Origin of the sequence: Gordonia sp. SID5947, from assembly GCF_009862785.1 — a bacterium.
Classification (GTDB): Bacteria; Actinomycetota; Actinomycetes; order Mycobacteriales; family Mycobacteriaceae; genus Gordonia.
The window spans coordinates 1,117,264-1,135,173 of the sequence record NZ_WWHU01000001.1 but is presented as its reverse complement, the minus strand read 5'-3'; the positions used below and the strand labels follow the sequence as shown (position 1 = coordinate 1,135,173).

General features: G+C 67.4%; 14 protein-coding genes and 3 pseudogenes. 15 read left to right on the top strand and 2 right to left on the bottom strand.

Going from position 1 to position 17,910, the window contains the following annotated elements:
- Positions 1 to 103: 103 nt before the first annotated feature.
- From GTV32_RS05240 to GTV32_RS05225, 4 genes are all read left to right on the top strand, one after another.
- Positions 104 to 682 carry a LuxR C-terminal-related transcriptional regulator gene (locus GTV32_RS05240; protein WP_161059228.1) on the top strand — a complete coding sequence of 193 codons (579 nt, stop codon included), beginning with the start codon at positions 104 to 106 and terminating at the stop codon, positions 680 to 682.
- 97 nt (positions 683 to 779) lie between these two features.
- Positions 780 to 1,631, top strand: a complete 852-nt coding sequence (locus tag GTV32_RS05235; protein WP_161059227.1) for an acyl-CoA thioesterase II — start codon at positions 780 to 782, stop codon at positions 1,629 to 1,631.
- Positions 1,628 to 2,257, top strand: a complete 630-nt coding sequence (gene pdxT / locus GTV32_RS05230; RefSeq protein WP_161059226.1) for a pyridoxal 5'-phosphate synthase glutaminase subunit PdxT — start codon at positions 1,628 to 1,630, stop codon at positions 2,255 to 2,257. Before GTV32_RS05235 ends, pdxT begins: the two co-directional genes overlap by 4 nt.
- 298 nt (positions 2,258 to 2,555) lie before the next feature.
- Entirely contained in the window at positions 2,556 to 3,308 is a 753-nt protein-coding gene (locus tag GTV32_RS05225) for a YebC/PmpR family DNA-binding transcriptional regulator (RefSeq protein ID WP_161059225.1), read from the top strand.
- 25 nt (positions 3,309 to 3,333) lie between these two features.
- On the opposite strand, the gene GTV32_RS05220 is transcribed toward GTV32_RS05225, so the two are convergent.
- Positions 3,334 to 3,942, bottom strand: a complete 609-nt coding sequence (locus GTV32_RS05220; protein ID WP_161059224.1) for a hypothetical protein — start codon at positions 3,940 to 3,942, stop codon at positions 3,334 to 3,336.
- A 109-nt stretch (positions 3,943 to 4,051) separates the two neighbouring features.
- Here GTV32_RS05220 and ruvC point away from each other — a divergent pair, with 109 nt between their 5' ends.
- From ruvC to GTV32_RS05175, 9 genes and pseudogenes are all read left to right on the top strand, one after another.
- Entirely contained in the window at positions 4,052 to 4,654 is a 603-nt protein-coding gene (ruvC, locus tag GTV32_RS05215; protein WP_161059223.1) for a crossover junction endodeoxyribonuclease RuvC, read from the top strand.
- The gene (gene ruvA, locus GTV32_RS05210; RefSeq protein ID WP_161059222.1) at positions 4,651 to 5,250 is read left to right on the top strand and encodes a Holliday junction branch migration protein RuvA; all 600 of its coding nucleotides are present in this window, start codon (positions 4,651 to 4,653) and stop codon (positions 5,248 to 5,250) included. Before ruvC ends, ruvA begins: the two co-directional genes overlap by 4 nt.
- A complete protein-coding gene (gene ruvB, locus GTV32_RS05205) occupies positions 5,247 to 6,338 on the top strand; it encodes a Holliday junction branch migration DNA helicase RuvB (protein ID WP_161059221.1) in 1,092 nt (363 codons plus the stop codon). The genes ruvA and ruvB overlap by 4 nt, the downstream gene beginning before the upstream one ends.
- A 190-nt stretch (positions 6,339 to 6,528) precedes the next feature.
- Positions 6,529 to 6,912: pseudogene (gene yajC, locus GTV32_RS05200) on the top strand (preprotein translocase subunit YajC); the annotation flags it as partial.
- 161 nt (positions 6,913 to 7,073) lie between these two features.
- Positions 7,074 to 8,681, top strand: a complete 1,608-nt coding sequence (gene secD, locus GTV32_RS05195) for a protein translocase subunit SecD (RefSeq protein ID WP_161059219.1) — start codon at positions 7,074 to 7,076, stop codon at positions 8,679 to 8,681.
- Between the two features lie 65 nt (positions 8,682 to 8,746).
- A complete protein-coding gene (gene secF / locus GTV32_RS05190; RefSeq protein ID WP_237421709.1) occupies positions 8,747 to 9,922 on the top strand; it encodes a protein translocase subunit SecF in 1,176 nt (391 codons plus the stop codon).
- 58 nt (positions 9,923 to 9,980) lie between these two features.
- Positions 9,981 to 11,647 (top strand): annotated as a pseudogene (locus tag GTV32_RS05185) (ABC transporter substrate-binding protein).
- Positions 11,640 to 12,239, top strand: a complete 600-nt coding sequence (locus GTV32_RS05180) for an adenine phosphoribosyltransferase (protein WP_343287216.1) — start codon at positions 11,640 to 11,642, stop codon at positions 12,237 to 12,239. Before GTV32_RS05185 ends, GTV32_RS05180 begins: the two are co-directional and overlap by 8 nt.
- Positions 12,240 to 12,479: 240 nt before the next feature.
- A pseudogene (locus GTV32_RS05175) lies at positions 12,480 to 14,749 on the top strand (RelA/SpoT family protein).
- A gap of 16 nt (positions 14,750 to 14,765) precedes the next feature.
- Here GTV32_RS05175 and GTV32_RS05170 read toward each other — a convergent pair.
- The gene (locus GTV32_RS05170; RefSeq protein ID WP_161059217.1) at positions 14,766 to 15,701 is read right to left on the bottom strand and encodes a peptidylprolyl isomerase; all 936 of its coding nucleotides are present in this window, start codon (positions 15,699 to 15,701) and stop codon (positions 14,766 to 14,768) included.
- 201 nt (positions 15,702 to 15,902) lie between these two features.
- On the opposite strand from GTV32_RS05170, the gene GTV32_RS05165 reads away from it, so the two are divergent.
- Entirely contained in the window at positions 15,903 to 16,646 is a 744-nt protein-coding gene (locus GTV32_RS05165; RefSeq protein WP_161059216.1) for an MBL fold metallo-hydrolase, read from the top strand.
- Positions 16,643 to 17,908, top strand: coding sequence for a histidine--tRNA ligase (hisS, locus tag GTV32_RS05160; RefSeq protein WP_161059215.1), 1,266 nt, complete (start codon positions 16,643 to 16,645; stop codon positions 17,906 to 17,908). The genes GTV32_RS05165 and hisS overlap by 4 nt, the downstream gene beginning before the upstream one ends.
- The last annotated feature ends 2 nt before the right edge of the window (positions 17,909 to 17,910 follow it).

Sequence of the window (17,910 nt, the reverse complement as noted above, 5' to 3'; positions counted from 1 at the left end):
GAATTAGTTCTCAGATTCACGGAACCTTGTGGCGATTCGTCGCGTCTAACTCACGACACCAGGGCAGATACACCGGATGCCCCCTGACGGAGTGAGGACAACCATGACAGTGATCGCACATCAGCTTTCGCAGCACCGTTCTTCTGTCGCCGGCACAGATCAGCCCGCTCCCGGCGCCGGCACTGATCGGCCCGCTCGCTGCGCTCCCGGCGCCGGCACTGATCGGCCCGAGCGCGACGCGCGCCTGCACGCCGAGTCGTCACGGCGTCGCCAGGAGGCGCTCGCCCGCCTCGCGCAACGACGGATGCCGCTGCCTGGGCAGCCACTCGACGGCCCCCTCGTCGCTTCCCGTCGCACGGGTCCCGGTCGCGCACACATGACTCTGGTCACGTCCGCGGCCCGCGCCGAATCCGATCGTCGGCTCTGTTCGTGCGGAGCCGACGCCGCGGAGAGCGAGCATCCCTCGCTCACCACCCGTGAGATCGAAGTCCTCCGTACCTGGCTGATGCTCGACTCCAAAACCGCAGTGGCAGAGGCACTGTTCATCTCTCTCGGGACAGTGAACACGCACCTGACGAGGATCCGTGTCAAGTATTCGGATGCCGGTCGGACGGCCTCCACCAAGGCCGCGCTGGTCGCGCGTGCCGTTCAGGACGGGCTGATCTCGCTCGACGAACTCTGACCGTTCCCGGGCGCGGAGGACGTGACGTCGGCAACACACCCGGTCAGACCGCACGGGCAGCACCCGCGCCGGACGCCCGGTGCGCGATACTGGGCCCGTGGCAACCATCGAAGAGATCCTCCAGGTCGAGTCCATCGAGACCGACATCTATCGGGGACTGGCGTTTCCCACGCTGATGCAGCGAACGTTCGGTGGCCAGGTCGCCGGTCAGGCACTGATGTCGGCCACCCGCACGGTGTCCGCCGAGTACGCGGTCCACTCGCTGCACGGCTACTTCCTGCGGCCCGGGAAACCGGAGAAGCCGACACTGTTCCTCGTCGATCGGATCCGCGACGGTCGGTCGTTTGTCACACGGCGGGTGACCGGTGTCCAGAACGGCGTGGCGATCTTCACGATGTCGGCATCGTTCCACGTGCGCACCGACCAGGGCATCGAGCATCAGGACCGGATGCCGCCGGCCCCGGCTCCTGACGATCTGCCCGACGAGGCGCACGATCTGCCGGAGGACGCCAAGGCGATCTTCCGGGAATGGAAGAACTTCGACATCCGCCTGGTCCCACCCGCGCAGCTCGCGACCTCCGACTATTTCGCCGCGCAGCAGCGGGTGTGGTTCCGCTACCGTCACCGGTTGCCCGACGACCAGGTCTTCCACGTGGGAACCCTCGCGTACATGAGCGACATGACCCTTCTCGGCTCGTCGAAGGTGCCGCACCCTGAAGCCGATCTGCAGGCCGCCTCGCTCGACCATGCGATGTGGTTCATGCGTCCGTTCCGCGCCGACGAGTGGCTTCTCTACGATCAGACTTCGCCGTCTGCGTTCGGTGGGCGGGCGCTCACCCAGGGCCGGATCTTCGACCATGCCGGCCGGATGGTCGCCGCGGTCACCCAGGAAGGGCTGACCCGGATCGGACGGGCCGCTCCCGCTGAGCAGCATGACGATGCCCGGTGAGCGGGTCCACCACACCGCGGATCGGGGTTCTGGCTCTCCAGGGCGACGTGCGCGAGCACCTGGCCGCTCTGACCGAAGCAGGCGCTGAGGCAGAGACCGTCCGCCGCCCCGCCGAACTCGCAGCTGTCGACGCGGTGGTGATCCCGGGCGGCGAATCGACGACGATGAGCCATCTGCTCAGCGTGTTCGACCTGTTCGATCCTCTGCGTGAACGGCTCGCCGCGGGCATGCCGGCCTACGGTTCCTGCGCCGGCATGATCATGTTGGCGAGCACCATCCTGGACACGCGCGCCGACGCCCGCCACCTCGACGCCCTCGATATCACGGTGCGGCGCAACGCTTTCGGTCGGCAGGTGGAGAGTTTCGAGGCCGATCTGCAGTTCACGGGCATCACCGATCGGCCCGGGGACGCCCTGATGCGGGCGGTGTTCATCCGCGCACCGTGGGTGGAGTCGATCTCGCCGGAGGTCGAGGTGCTCGCACAGGTCCCCGAAGGTCCTGCCGAGGGGCGGATCGTCGCGGTGCGGCAGGGCAACGTGCTGGCGACGTCGTTCCATCCCGAGGTCACCGGCGACCGGCGGGTGCATCAGTACTTCGTCGACATGGTGCGGGCGCCGGGAGCGTAGCGAGCGGGCCTGATGGTGGGGCGCCGGGAACGAAGTGAGCGGGCCGGTTGACGCGGGCGCCGGGAGCGTAGCGAGCGGGCCTGATGGGTGGGGCGCCGGGAACGAAGTGAGCGGGCCCGGTTGACGCGGCGCCGGGAGCGTAGCGAGCGGGCCCGTCAGTACATGGTCCGTCAGTACCGCGCCGGGAGCGTAGCGGACAGGCGAGTCGACACGCACCGGTAAGATCTTTACGTTGGGCCGATCGTCATCTGGCGGTCGTGCCACGTGGTACTGACGTCGAGAAGGATGTGGGAGTCTCATGAGCGGCCATTCCAAATGGGCCACCACCAAGCACAAGAAGGCGGTCGTCGACGCCAAGCGCGGCAAGATGTTCGCCAAGCTGATCAAGAACATCGAGGTGGCGGCGCGTACCGGCGGCGGTGATCCGGCCGGCAATCCCACGCTCTACGACGCCATCCAGAAGGCCAAGAAGTCGTCGGTGCCCAACGACAACATCGAACGGGCCCGCAAGCGCGGTGGTGGCGAAGAAGCCGGCGGCGCCGACTGGCAGACCATCATGTACGAGGGATACGGCCCCAACGGTGTCGCGATCCTCATCGAGTGTCTGACCGACAACCGCAACCGTGCGGCGGGCGAGGTCCGAACCGCGATGACACGCAACGGCGGCAACATGGCCGACCCGGGCTCGGTGGCATACCTGTTCACCCGCCGCGGGGTGGTCACGCTGGAGAAGAACGGCCAGTCCGAGGACGACGTGTTGATGGCCGTCCTCGATGCCGGTGCCGAGGAGGTCAACGATCTCGGGGAGTCCTTCGAGGTGGTGAGCGAACCGACGGATCTCGTCGCGGTGCGGACGGCGCTGCAGGAAGCCGGGATCGACTACGACTCCGCGGAGGCGGACTTCCGGGCCTCGGTCGAGGTTCCGGTGGACGCCGACGGCGCACGCAAGGTGTTCAAGCTGATCGACGCTCTCGAGGACTCCGACGATGTGCAGAACGTGTACAGCAACGTCGACGTGAGTGACGAGGTTCTCGCTGAGCTCGACGCCTGAGCCCATCGAGTCGTTCCCACGGGGATCACCGTGTGGTGACTGCCGGACGGTCTGGATGGTCGTAGCGGACCTCGATGTCGGCGGGTGCTGCCGTCCGCGCCGCCGCTGTCAACGCCGGCACGGTCCAGAGGTCGGGCTCGGCGGTACGTCGCCGTAATGCGCCCTCGCTCATGGTCAATGCCACCGTCGCATCGACCGGGAGTCCGCTGCCGAGCAGCAGTGGGCCGGCCAGGAGCAGCACCTGGTCCGGCGCGGCCGTCCGGGGGACGTCCCGGAAGGATCGGTCGCGCGTGGCGTCCCACAGGCGGGGTAGCCAGCGACCGCGCTCGTGAAGCGCATCGATGACCTCTCGTCGCACGGCTTCATGGTCGAACCAGATGGTGCGATAGCTCTCCGGATCGGTGTGACCGTATTCGAGGCGCAGCGACGCCGGACGCATGAAGTCGGACATGACGACCACCGCGGCCGCATGTCCGGCGATCTCGAGTCGGGCTGCGATCTCGGCGGCAAAGGCATCGGGACCGGCGGCGTCGGCACCGTCCACGGCCACGACGCGACATCCGGGAATTCGTGCCACGAAGTCCACACAGAGATCGACGAGACCGTCGGGGGAGATGGGGCGCACGTTCGGCATGTCACTGCCATTGTGGCCTGATGATCGTCGCGTGTTGTTCGGCCACCTCGTCGGTGACGGCCGATAAGATGTCGAACAACTGTTCGGTCCGGTGAAGCGGAGGGTCTGCGTGCGTGTGATGGGAGTCGATCCGGGCCTCACGAGGTGCGGCATCGCGCTGGTCGAGTCCGGTCGGGGGAGGGCGGTCACCGCGCTCGATGTCGACGTCGTCCGCACGCCCACCGACATGGAACTCGCCGAGCGTCTGCTGGCGATCTTCACGGCGGCGAGCCACTGGCTCGACACCCACCAGCCCGACGTGGTCGCGATCGAGCGGGTGTTCGCCCAGAATCAGGTGTCCACCGCGATGGGGACCGCGCAGGCCGGCGGGGTCATCGCGTTGGCGGCGGGCCAGCGTGGCGTGCCGGTGCGCTTTCACACGCCGTCCGAGGTCAAGGCGGCCGTCACTGGGAGTGGTCGGGCCGACAAGGCACAGGTGACCATGATGGTGACCCGCATCCTCGGAATGCAGACGAAGCCGAAGCCGGCGGATGCCGCCGATGCCCTGGCACTGGCCATCTGCCACTGCTGGCGAGGAGCGACCACCGAGAAGATGATCGAGGCACAACGTAAGGCCGAACAGTTGGCGCGGCGCCATCGGGAGCGGGTGGCGCAGGCGTCTGCCGCGCGCATCGCGTCGGCGGGACGGTCGCGGTCCGGGGGAGCGGCATGATCGCCTCGGTGCGGGGTCCAGTGGTCGATGTCGCCCTCGACCATGTGGTGATCGATTGTGGCGGCGTCGGTTATCGCGTCCTCGTGACACCGGGAACCGTGGGATCGCTGCGCCGTGGCGAGGAGGCCACGTTGCTCACGTCGATGATCGTGCGCGAGGACTCGATGACGCTCTACGGCTTCACCGACTCCGATGCGCGGTCGCTGTTCACTCTGCTGCAGACGGTGACCGGGGTGGGCCCCCGCCTGGCGATGGCGACCCTGGCCGTGCTGGAGCCCGACGCGCTCCGCCGGGCGCTGGCCGAGTCGGACGTGAAGGCCCTGACCAGCGTGCCGGGAATCGGCAAACGGGTGGCCGAGCGCCTGGTCGTCGAACTGCGGGACAAGGTCGAGGCGCCCGCGGTAGGGGATGGGGTTGCGTCGACCACCGCAATCGGCGGCACGGTGCGCGATCAGGTCTCGGAAGCGTTGCTGGGTCTCGGCTTCACCGCCGCGCCCGCCGACCGCGCGCTGACCGCAGTACTCGCCGAGGCGCCCGACGTGGACGCGTCCACACTTCTCCGCAAGTCGCTCGCGCTCCTGGGGAAGACCGCATGACCGACGATCAGGTTCCTGGCCCCGCAGAGCGGGACACGAGTGCGGCCGAGTTGAGCTCGGACGGCGATTTCGACGCCGGGCTGCGTCCACGATCACTGGCCGATTTCATCGGCCAGCCCCGGGTTCGCGAGCAACTCGAACTCGTGTTGCGTGGCGCCAAAGGCCGCGGCGGTACCCCCGACCACATCCTGCTGTCCGGCCCTCCGGGGCTCGGCAAGACGTCGTTGGCGATGATCATCGCCGGCGAGATGGGGGCGGCCATCCGCGTGACGTCCGGACCAGCGCTCGAACGGGCGGGCGATCTGGCAGCGATGCTCTCCAACCTGGTCGACGGCGACGTCCTGTTCATCGACGAGATCCACCGGATCGCCCGGCCGGCCGAGGAGATGCTCTATCTGGCGATGGAGGACTTCCGCGTCGACGTGGTCGTGGGCAAGGGGCCCGGTGCCACGTCGATCCCGCTCGACGTGGCACCGTTCACCCTCGTCGGCGCCACCACCCGATCCGGGTCGCTCACCGGGCCATTGCGGGACCGGTTCGGTTTCACCGCGCACATGGAGTTCTACGAGAACGATGAACTCGTGCACGTGCTGCGCAGGTCGGCCGGGATTCTGGGCATCCGGCTGCTCGAGGACGCGGCCGTCGAGATCGCCGGCCGGTCCCGCGGCACCCCGCGTATCGCCAACCGGTTGCTGCGCCGCGTCCGCGATTACGCCGAGGTGCGCAGCGACGGTGTCATCACCAAGGACATCGCGCGGGCGGCGCTCACGGTCTACGACGTCGACCAGCTGGGTTTCGACCGCCTCGACCGCGCCGTGCTCAACGCCCTTGTCCGGGGTTTCGGCGGCGGACCTGTCGGGGTCTCAACCCTGGCGGTCGCGGTGGGTGAGGAGCCCACCACCGTCGAGGAGGTGTGCGAGCCCTTCCTGGTGCGCGCCGGGATGATGGCGCGCACGCCGCGTGGCCGTGTCGCGACCGCCGCGGCCTGGCATCATCTCGATCTCACGCCCCCGGCCGGTGCGCTGAATGCCAGCTTCGGTGTCCGCACCCGCGATCCTTTGACCGAGAGCTTGTTCGACGACCTCTGAGCGGCGCCGGAGCACAAGGATCGCGAGGATTCTCCGCGGCATGGCACACTGGGGACAGCCCGCCGGAGGACTTGGTGCGATCACGCGCGCCTGCGAGCGGCATTCGGCTGACCGGCCGAACCCGACATAACGCCCACAATTAGACCGAACCGACAAGGATTGTTGCTGTCATCATGGAGTCCCTCTTCTTCCCCTTCTGCTGGCCTTGCTGGCCGGTTTCATGTTCCTGAGCATCCGCAAGCAGAAGAAGCGCATGTCCGAGATGCAGGACATGCAGAACTCCGTGGCCACCGGTGCGCGCGTGCAGCTGACCTCGGGCATGTTCGCCACCGTCGTCGACGCAGGATCCGGCGACTTCGTCGACCTCGAGATCGCGACCGGTGTCGTGACGCGCTTCAATCGCGCCGCAGTGGTGCGGGTGGTGCCGACCGAGGACGCCGCCGAGACCTATCCGGGTGCCCTGGCCGGGCGCCCGGAGGAGATCGAGGATCCGTCGCCGTCGCTGGGCGCCGATCCCATCGACGACAGTGTGACCAGCGATCGTCCGGGTGACACCCCCTCCGACGAGAAGTGAGCCATCGCCTGCGGGCGTGTGAGCGCCCGCAGGCTTCGAGCGCGTGCGGCACCGGAGGACGGTTGCTACCGCGGAGTCAGTAGAGTGGGCGACCGACCGCCACGACCGCGCGGCGGGGCCTCATGATGCCCGCGCGCATTCCCTAGGAGACCAGAACAGCAGTGACCACACCTCGCCGGGCGTCGGCGAAGCGGTCGGGACCTCCACGTGAGATTCCGCCGTGGAGACCCCTGACCGCTTTCTTCGTGTTGTTGGCCGTCGTCTGGGGGCTGGTCTTCTTCACCGGCGGCGGATCAGCGACACCCAAGCTGGGCATCGACCTGCAGGGTGGCACGCGTGTGACCCTGACCGCTCGCACCCCTGACGGCAAGCCGCCGTCACGCGAGCAGCTCGACCAGGCGAAGCAGATCATCGAGCAGCGTGTGAACGGGCTCGGTGTGTCCGGCTCGGAGGTCGTGGTCAACGGCAACAACCTGGTCATCACGGTTCCGGGTGACGACGGCAAGCAAGCGCGATCACTGGGCCAGACGGCTCGGCTGTTCGTGCGCCCGGTGGAGAACGTGCAGCCGGCGACTCCGCAGCCGAAGACCGAGCAACAGAAGCAGCAGGAGGAAAACCAGTCCGACGAGACCTCCGCCGCTGCGATCGAGGAACAGCGCAAGCTGCGGCAGGCACCCGCCGGGGCCAACCTGGATGCGCTGACGGCGCAGATGGCGAAGATGGACTGCTCGCCCGGTGCCAACGATCCGCTGCTCGGCAACGATCTGCCCGACCAGTACCTCGTCGCGTGTTCACAGGACGGCAAGGAGGTCTACCTCCTCGGTCCGGAGATCATCGACGGCAGAGACATCAAGAACGCCACGGCCGGCACCACGCAGCAGGCCGGAGCGTGGATCGTGCAGGTCGAGTTCAAGGGTGAGGCACAGAAGTTCTGGCCCACCTACACCGGTCAGAACACCGGTAAGCAGACGGCGTTCACGCTCGACACCAAGGTGGTCTCCGCACCGCAGATCCGCGGCGCGATCACCACACCGTCCACCGAGATCAGCGGCAACTTCACTCAGCAGGAGTCCAAGGACCTCGCCAATGTCCTCAAGTACGGCTCGTTGCCGCTGTCGTTCGAGGCCTCCGATGCCGAGACGGTGTCGGCGACGCTGGGTCTTGCGTCACTGCAGGCCGGCCTGATCGCCGGACTCGTCGGACTGATCGCGGTCCTGCTCTACGCACTGTTCTACTACCGTATGCTCGGCATCCTGACGATGTTGTCGCTGGTGCTGTCGGGAATGATGGTGTACGGCATCATCATCCTGCTGGGCCGCTGGATCGGCTTCACGCTCGATCTGTCCGGCATCGCGGGTCTGATCATCGGTATCGGTATGACCGCCGACTCGTTCGTCGTCTACTTCGAGCGAATAAAGGACGAGATGCGGGAGGGCCGGAGTTTCCGGTCGGCGGTGCCGCGCGGCTGGGCGAGCGCGCGGCGCACGATCTGGTCGGGTAACGCGGTCAGCTTCATCGCCGCGGTCGTCATCTACGTCCTGGCCATCGGTGAGGTCCGTGGATTCGCGTTCACGCTGGGTCTCACCACGATCCTCGACGTCGTGGTCGTCTTCTTGGTGACTCATCCGCTTGTCGTCCTGGCGAGCCGGTCCGAGTTCCTGTCCAGACCGAAGGTCAACGGACTGGGAGCCGTGAGCGAGGTGGCGCGCCAGCGCAGATTGTCAGCCCGGACCGTCAAGGTCGAGGCGTCGGAAGGAACGGCGAAATGAGCAGTACGCAACGCCCCGATTCCGGTCGCACAGACGGCTCCCGCGGTGCGGGACAGACCGACAGCATGGTTGACGAAGCGGGGGTGACGAACGGGACGGCCCGCACGTCGGAGGCGAACTTCGTCGCGGAGTCCGACCGGTCGTTTCTGTCCCGTCTCTACACGGGAACCGGCGCGTTCGAGATCGCCGGCCGCCGTCGGACGTGGTACATCGTCACCGCCGTGATCCTGGCGATCTGTATCGCGTCGATCGCCATCCGTGGATTCACCCTCGGCATCGACTTCGAGGGCGGCACGCAGGTCTCCATCCCGGTCTCGGCCGGCGTCACCAGTGACGCCGTCGAGGAGGTCTTCACCAAGACGCTCGGCAGCGAACCCGAGTCGGTTCAGACTGCGGGGTCGGGAAGTTCCGAGACCGTCCAGGTGCGCACCGAGACACTCACCATCCAGCAGACCGAGCAGGTGACGAGGGCGCTTGCCGACAGATTTGCTCCCGAGTTGACCGCGGCCGAGGTCAGCTCGTCGGATGTCAGTTCCACATGGGGCGGGGAGATCACCGAGAAGATGTTGATCGCCTTGGCGGTCTTCCTGGTGATCGTGTTCGTCTACATCGCCGTTCGCTTCGACCGGGAGATGTCGCTCGCCGCACTGGCATCCCTGTTCTTCGACATCGTCGTGACGGCCGGTGTCTATTCGTTGGTGGGCTGGGAGGTCACCCCGGCGACCGTGATCGGCCTCCTCACCATCCTGGGTTTCTCGGTGTACGACACCGTCGTCGTGTTCGACAAGGTCTCGGAGAACACCCGATCCGTGTTGCAGACGACGCGCCGGACCTACGCCGAGCAGACGAACCTGGCCATCAATCAGACGCTCATGCGGTCGATCAACACCACGATCATCTCGGTGTTGCCGATCATCGCGTTGATGGTGATCGCGGTGTGGCTGCTGGGCGTGGGCACGCTGAAAGACCTGGCGCTCATCCAGCTCGTCGGCGTGGTCGTCGGTGCGTATTCCTCGATCTTCCTGGCCGCGCCGCTGCTCGTCACGCTCAAGGAGCGTCGCCCGGAGATCGCTCGCCACACCAAGCGGGTCCTCGACCGGCGTGCACGCGTCGCCGCCGGGCAAGATCTCTCCGACGAGCGGCCGACTAGGGGTCGGTCGGCAGCAAGCCGGTCGGCGAAGCGGTCCGACGATGATGACGCACCGTCGAGCCCGACCGGAAAACGCCGGCGGTCGCGCTAGTCTACGGGTCGTGAGTGTGCGGACCGGGTCGGACGCCCGGCGACGAACCGGCCTGCCCATGACGACGATCGCCCTTGTCGGCGTGGTGGTGGTTCTCGCCGGACTACTCGCCGGGTGCGGTGAGGACGGTCCTCCGACGATCGACTACGCGGTGGATGCGCGCATAGACAGCTACAACGCCAACACCGTCGACGGCAACGCCGGCGGTGCGCTGATGGCAACCACCCGTATGTTGCCCGGCTTCAGTTATCTGGGCGCGCACGGCCAGGTCACCCCCGACCGCGACATCGGAACCGTCACACCGGTTCCCGGGTCGTCGCTGACCCTTCGCTATGACTTCAACCGGGAGGCGAGGTTCTCGGACGGTCCGTCGGTGGACTGCGACGATCTGGTGCTGGCCTGGGCGGCGATGAGTGGCCGATTCCCCGGCTTCCGCCCGGCGACCACAGCGGGCTACCGCGACATCGAGCTCGTGGACTGCTCGCCGGGCCAGACGACCGCGACCGTGACGTTCGCTCCCGGCCATGACTATCGAGACTGGCTGTCGCTGTTCGGCGCCGGGACGATGCTGCCCGCACACGTGGTGGCACGCGAGGCCGGTGTCGCCGATGTCGTCGAACCGATCCGTACGCGGAATCAGGTCGTGGTGGGGAAGCTCGCACGCGCCTGGAACTCCGGATTCGCGCTCGCCCCGGGACCTGTCGACCCCGCGCGGTTTCCGTCGTCGGGACCGTATCGGATCGACCGGTATTCGACATCCGGCGGACTCGTGCTGGTGGCCAACGACAAGTGGTGGGGTGACGCGCCGAAAACTCCGCGGATCGTGATCTGGGGCCGCGGAACCGACGCGGAGAGCCGAATCCCGGACGGCTCCTTCGATGTCGCCGATCTGACGGGCGGGATGACAACCGACGAGGTCGCCCCGTCGGGATCGACCGATGAGACCATCCAGCCGCTGCCTCAACCGGATCGCGCACTCGCCGTCGAGGAGCTCGTGCTCTCCTCACGTGGGGTTTTCGGCGATGTCCGGGCCCGGCAGGCGTTTGCCTCCTGCGTGCCTCGAGATGCGTTGGCGCGTCAGTTCGGTCAGGGGGCGCAGTTGTGGAACCTGCGCGTCCTGGCCCCCGCCGACAACCTCGCCGGCCAGCTCAACGGTGACTTCGGCCGTGCCTATGCCAGACCGGACATGGGCCGTTCACGTGCACTGGCCGATGCCGTCGGATCCCCCGGCCGCTGCGGGTGCGGCTGGGGTACCTCGCACCGAATGCGCGGCGGCAACAGATGGTCGCGACGATCGCCGAGTCCTGTCGCCGGGCTGGGATCGACGTGGTCGACGCCGGGGCGCCCGACCTCACCCCGTCCGCGCTGGGCAAGGATGTCGATGCACTGTTGGTCGCCAACGGTGCTTCGTCCGCGGCGGCCGGCGCAGCCAATCCATCTCGGGACGCGTACCAGCTGCGCGGCGGGGATCCGTTGAACCTCAGCGGCTTCCGTGACGCGGATGTGAGTGCCGCGATCGACCGGCTGGTCGCCTCGGACCTGGCTGCCGACCGGCTCGAACTCGTCCGCACCATCGAGAACGCCGCCTGGGCCGCGGTCCCGTCGATCCCGCTGTTCGCGGCCCCGCGCGTGCAGCGGTGGGGTGGCCGCGTCGATAATGTGATGGCCGGGTTGGGCCGCAACGGAACCGGATGGAACATGGATCGGTGGACAGTACGTGACTGACGATGTGCGCAAGGCCGGGTCCGCACCCGACGACGACATCACCACGCGGGCGCTCGACGAGGCCCGGCGGGCGATCGACGACCACGCGCGGATGGTGGCCGACTTCCCGGCGCCCGGCATCGACTTCAAGGATCTGACACCGGTCCTGGCCGATCCGGTCGGACTCTCGTCGGTGGTCACCGCGCTCACCCACGGGTGCCGCGGCATCGATCTGGTGGCCGGTATCGACGCGCGGGGCTTTCTGCTCGGCGGTGCGGTCGCCCGGGAACTCGCGGTGGGGGTGCTCGCCGTCCGCAAGGGCGGGAAGCTTCCGCCGCCGGTGCACAGCACCAGCTACACGCTCGAGTACGGGACGGCGGTCCTGGAGATCCCGGCGAGTGGCATCGACATCAGCGGGATGCGTGTGTTGCTGGTCGACGACGTGCTCGCGACCGGCGGGACCGTTGTGGCGGCAGCACAGCTGTTGCATCGGGCCGGCGCCGACGTGGTGGGTGTCGCGGTGATCATGGAACTCGACGGGCTGGGTGGGCGCGCGACCATCGCAGAAGGCCTCGGTGCGGATCTGCCGGTCCATACCGTCGTCAACGGCTGAGCGAACCGCGGTCCGCATACGGCGGACTAGACTCACCCTCATCCGGTGTTGTCCAGAGTGACCGGGAAACCGGCGATGGGTGGCCGGTGCCACGATGGAGGGCCACCCGGACGAGGAGAGGAGGTCACGATGCCCGACGAGGTCGACACCGATGCCCGGCGCCACGCAGCTGAGATGGCGGGATCGGTCACGCCTGGTGTGAAGAGCGCATCCGACCAGCCGCTCCCCGGGGCTGATGCGATGGGTTCGCCGTCGTCGTCGGCGTCCCGACGCGTTCGCGCCCGGCTCGCTCGCCGGATGACCGCCACCCGAAGCCTGGTCCGTCCGGTGCTCGAACCGCTGGTCACACTCCACCGGGAGATCTACCCGAAGGCCGACGTGGCGTTGCTGCAACACGCCTACGACGTCGCCGACGAACGGCATGAGGGGCAGAAGCGCAAGTCCGGCGACCCGTACATCACCCACCCGCTTGCCGTGGCGACAATTCTCGCCGACCTCGGCATGGACACCACCACGCTGGTGGCGGCCCTGCTGCACGACACCGTCGAGGACACGGGATACAGCCTCGAACAACTGGAGAAGGACTTCGGCGCCGAGGTCGCTCATCTCGTCGACGGCGTGACGAAGCTCGACAAGGTGGCCCTCGGCAGTGCTGCCGAGGCCGAGACGATCCGCAAGATGATCATCGCGATGGCCAGGGACCCGCGGGTGCTGGTGATCAAGGTGGCCGACCGGCTCCACAACATGCGGACGATGCGCTTCCTGCCGCCCGAGAAGCAGGCGCGCAAGGCTCGCGAGACCCTGGAAGTGATTGCGCCGCTGGCACACCGCCTCGGTATGGCGACGGTCAAGTGGGAGCTCGAGGATCTCTCGTTCGCGATTCTGCACCCGAAGCGTTACGAGGAGATCGTCCGGTTGGTCGCCGACCGCGCTCCGTCGCGGGACACCTACCTCGCCCGCGTGCGCGCCGACGTGAACAACGCGCTCGGTGGTTCGCGGATCTCGGCGACCGTCGAGGGACGGCCGAAGCACTACTGGTCGATCTATCAGAAGATGATCGTCAAGGGGCGCGACTTCGACGACATCCACGATCTGGTCGGCATCCGCATCCTGTGCGACGAGGTCCGCGACTGCTATGCCGCTGTCGGCGTGGTGCATTCGCTGTGGCAACCGATGGCGGGGCGGTTCAAGGACTACATCGCCCAGCCCCGGTTCGGTGTCTATCAGTCCCTGCACACCACGGTGATCGGCCCGGAGGGCAAACCCCTCGAGGTCCAGATCCGTACGCACGAGATGCACCGCACCGCGGAGTTCGGCATCGCCGCGCACTGGCGCTACAAGGAGCGCAGGGGCAAGAATCCGCGCAAATCGTCCGACGCTGCCGAGATCGACGACATGGCCTGGATGCGCCAACTACTGGACTGGCAGCGGGAGGCGGCCGACCCGGGCGAGTTCCTGGAGTCGCTGCGTTACGACCTGGCAGTCCAGGAGATCTTCGTGTTCACGCCGAAGGGCGACGTGATCACGCTGCCCGCCGGATCCACTCCGGTCGACTTCGCCTACGCGGTTCACACCGAGGTGGGGCACCGCTGTATCGGGGCCCGGGTGAACGGTCGGCTGGTGGCGCTCGAACGCAAGTTGGAGAACGGCGAGGTCGTCGAGGTCTTCACCTCCAAGGCGTCCAACGCCGGGCCGTCGAAGGACTGGCAGAACTTCGTCGTGTCACCGCGGGCCAAGGCGAAGATCCGTCAGTGGTTTGCCAAAGAGCGTCGCGAAGAAGCGCTCGAAACAGGCAAGGAGGCCATCGCCAAGGAGGTGCGTCGCGGCGGACTACCGTTGCAGCGCTTGATGAGTGCCGAATCCATGGCGTCGGTCGCGAAAGAGTTGCGGTACACCGATCTCACCGCCCTGTACACCGCGGTCGGGGAGCACCATGTCTCGGCCCGTCATGTGGTGAATCGCCTCGTCGCATCGCTCGGGGCATCGACGACGCGGTCGACGAGATCGCCGAACGGTCGACGCCGTCGACCCTGCCGACCCGCACACGCCAGGGCGGCGACGCGGGCGTCGTGGTGGAGGGTCTCGACAATGTGATGGCGAAGCTCGCCAAGTGCTGTACGCCCGTACCGGGCGACGAGATCATGGGTTTCGTGACCCGCGGTGGCGGCATCAGTGTTCATCGCACCGACTGCACCAACGCCGCGTCGCTGCAGGAACAGTCCGAGCGCATCATCGAGGTCTCGTGGGCGCCCTCGCCGTCGTCGGTCTTCCTCGTCGCCATCCAGGTGGAGGCGCTCGACCGTCACCGGTTGCTGTCGGATGTCACCAAGGTGCTCGCCGACGAGCGGGTGAACATCCTCTCCGCATCGGTGACCACCAGCCGTGACCGGGTGGCCGTCAGCAAGTTCACCTTCGAGATGGGTGACCCGAAGCATCTCGGTCACGTGCTGAACGTGGTCCGGAACGTCGAGGGGGTCTACGACGTGTACCGGGTGACCTCGGCCGCCTGACCCCCTCGCGCCCGGGTCAGGCGGCGGAGCCGCCGTCGACGGTTGCGGTGGTGATGTTCACCGGTTGCTTGGGCTTGCCGTCCTGCGCGCTCCCGTTGGGGCCGGGGATCAGACCGTTCTTCGCGATCTTGTCCAGCACGGTCAGGCCCTTCGGGTCGACCTTGCCGACGACCGAGTAGTTCGCCGCCAGCTGGCTGTCCTGCATGACCAGGAAGAACTGGCTCGAGCCGGTGTTCGATTGACCCGTCTGCGGGTTGTTGCTGTTGGCGATCGCCACGGTGCCGCGCGGGTAGATCACCGGCGCCTCTCCGGAAGTCGGGTCCGGCTGGCCCGCGGGCTTGAGGTCCGTGGGCAGTTCGTCGGGGCTCGACCATCCCGGGCCGCCCGCGCCGGTCCCGGTCGGGTCACCGCACTGCAGAACCTTCAGCGTCTCGCTGTTGGTGAGTCGATGGCACGGCGTGGCGTCGTAGAACTTCTTCTCGGCCAACGAGATGACCGCACCGGTGTTGCACGGTGCCCCGGTGCGCTGCAGCGCGATCGGGATGGCGCCCTGATTGGTGTCGAGCACCATGTTCGCGGTGCCTTCCTTCAGCTGCTTGGAGTCCGGCTTGGGAGAGGTCCGTTGTTTGGCCTGGCCAGCCTTCATCTCGTCGAGGTAGGCCTGAGCCTGTGCGCGCTGGTCGGCGGGGACCTCGGCCGGGACCTCCTTGGGAAGCTGCTCGAAGCGACTCGGCTGGTCTTCGTACGAACATGCCGTCCAGCGGGCGGCCTCGCGATCGTCGAGGACCTTCTTCACGATGAGGGTTGTCGCAGTTGCGACGATCGCCACGACCACGACGGTCGAGACCGAGGCGATGATGATCTTGCGCCGGCGTGCTTGCTGCCGTTCCCGTTCGAGGCGTTCTTCGAGCTTGCGCTTGGCGGCTTCGCGGCGTTCCTCATTGGTGGACACGCGGTTAGACCCTCCTGAACTCGTGTGCCGTGACTCCCCCCGGGAGGTGGCACGCCGGACGTGGTGTCGAGGCATGCGGTCGTCGCTGATGCTACGTCGACAGGCCAGTGTGCCAGCCGAACCTGAGAACTCCATGGCCGGGGCGCGCGTCCGTGCGGGCGGGCCGCGGACCTGTCGCGGACGGTTTGCCACAATGGGGAGATGCTGATCACCGGATTCGCAGCGGGGATGTTCCAGACCAACTGCTACCTGCTCGCCACCGAGGCAGGGGCGGAGGCCGTGATCGTCGACCCGGGACAGGACGCCGCCGCTCGCGTCCGTGAACTGTTGGCCGAGCACGATCTGACGCCCGTTGCGGTGCTGCTCACCCACGGCCACCTCGACCACACCTGGAACGCGGCCGAACTGTGCGACGAGTACTCCATCCCGGCCTACATCCATCCCGCCGACCGGCCGATGCTGGCCGACCCGGGTCGTGGCCTGGGTCGTGCCCTGGAGTCGGTGATCGGCGCCCTCGAATTCCGTGAACCCGAGAAGGTCGTCGACTTCGTCGACGGCGAGGACGTCGATCTCGCGGGCATCCGGATCTCGGTCGACCTCGCACCCGGGCACACGCAGGGATCGGTGTTGCTCGGCATCGAGGTCCCGCTGGACGCTGATGCCGAGCAGCAGGACGGGGTGTTGTCGGAGACGGTGCCGGTGTGTTTCTCCGGTGACGTACTGTTTGCCGGGTCCATCGGACGGACCGACCTGCCCGGTGGTGATCACCAGCAGTTGCTCGACTCGATCGCGACCAGACTCCTCCCGTTGCCCGACCACACCCAGGTACTGCCCGGACACGGGCCGCAGACGTCGATCGGCGCCGAACGGGCGAGCAATCCCTTTCTCGCCGACATGACCACCGCAGCAGCGGACACACCCAAGAAGGGACGATACGGACTGTGAGTGCCGACTTCGCCGCGCCGCGGGGCATCCCCGACTACTTCCCGCCGAACTCGGCAGACTTCCGGCGGGTCCGGGACACCCTGACCGACGCGGCACGCCGGGCCGGCTACGGACACATCGAGTTGCCCGTCTTCGAGGACACTGCGCTCTTCGCCCGGGGCGTCGGTGAATCCACCGACGTGGTCAGCAAGGAGATGTACACCTTCGCCGATCGCGGCGACCGGTCGGTGACCTTGCGTCCCGAGGGGACCGCCGGGGTGGTCCGGGCGGTCATCCAGCACGGGCTCGACCGGGGGCAGCTGCCCGTCAAGCTCTGTTACGCCGGACCGTTCTTCCGGTACGAGAAGCCTCAGGCCGGGCGTTACCGGCAGCTGCAGCAGGTGGGGATCGAGGCCATCGGGATCGACGACCCGGCGCTCGATGCCGAGGTCATCGCCGTCGCCGACGAGGGATACCGCCGGCTCGGACTGTCCGGCTTCCGCCTCGAGATCACGTCGCTCGGTGACGACGCGAGTCGGGGGCCGTACCGGGAAGCCTTGCAGCAGTTCCTGTTCGGACTCGATCTCGACGAGGCGACCCGCAAGCGCGCCGAACTCAACCCGCTGCGTGTGCTCGATGACAAGCGTCCCGAGATCAAGGCGGCCACCGCGGACGCACCGCTGCTCATCGACCACCTGTCCGAGGACGCGCGTGCGCATTTCGATGCCGTGCTGACCCACCTCAAACGGTTGGGCGTTCAGTACGAACTGAATCCGCGCCTGGTGCGCGGTCTCGACTACTACACCAAGACCACCTTCGAGTTCGTCCACGACGGGCTCGGCGCGCAGTCGGGCATCGGTGGCGGAGGCCGGTACGACGGCCTCATGTCACTGCTCGGAGCCAAGCAGGATCTGTCCGGGATCGGATTCGGTCTCGGCGTCGACCGCACGATGCTGGCAATGGAGGCGGAGGGCGTCGCGCATGCCGACACCGCTCGTTGCCTGGTGTACGGGGTGCCGCTCGGAGCCGACGCCAAGGCCGAATTGGTGGGTGTCGCCGGAGAATTGAGAGCCGCCGGGATCAGTGTGGACCTCGCCTACGGAGATCGCGGTCTGAAGGGTGCGATGAAGGCGGCGGACCGCTCCGGTGCCCGTCTCGCGCTTGTACTCGGCGATCGTGAGCTCGCCGAACGTCGGATCGAGATCAAGGATCTGAGCAATGGTGAACAGCACCAGATCTCGCTCGACGACGTCACCGTCGAGGTGTTGCGCCTACTCGGCTGAGG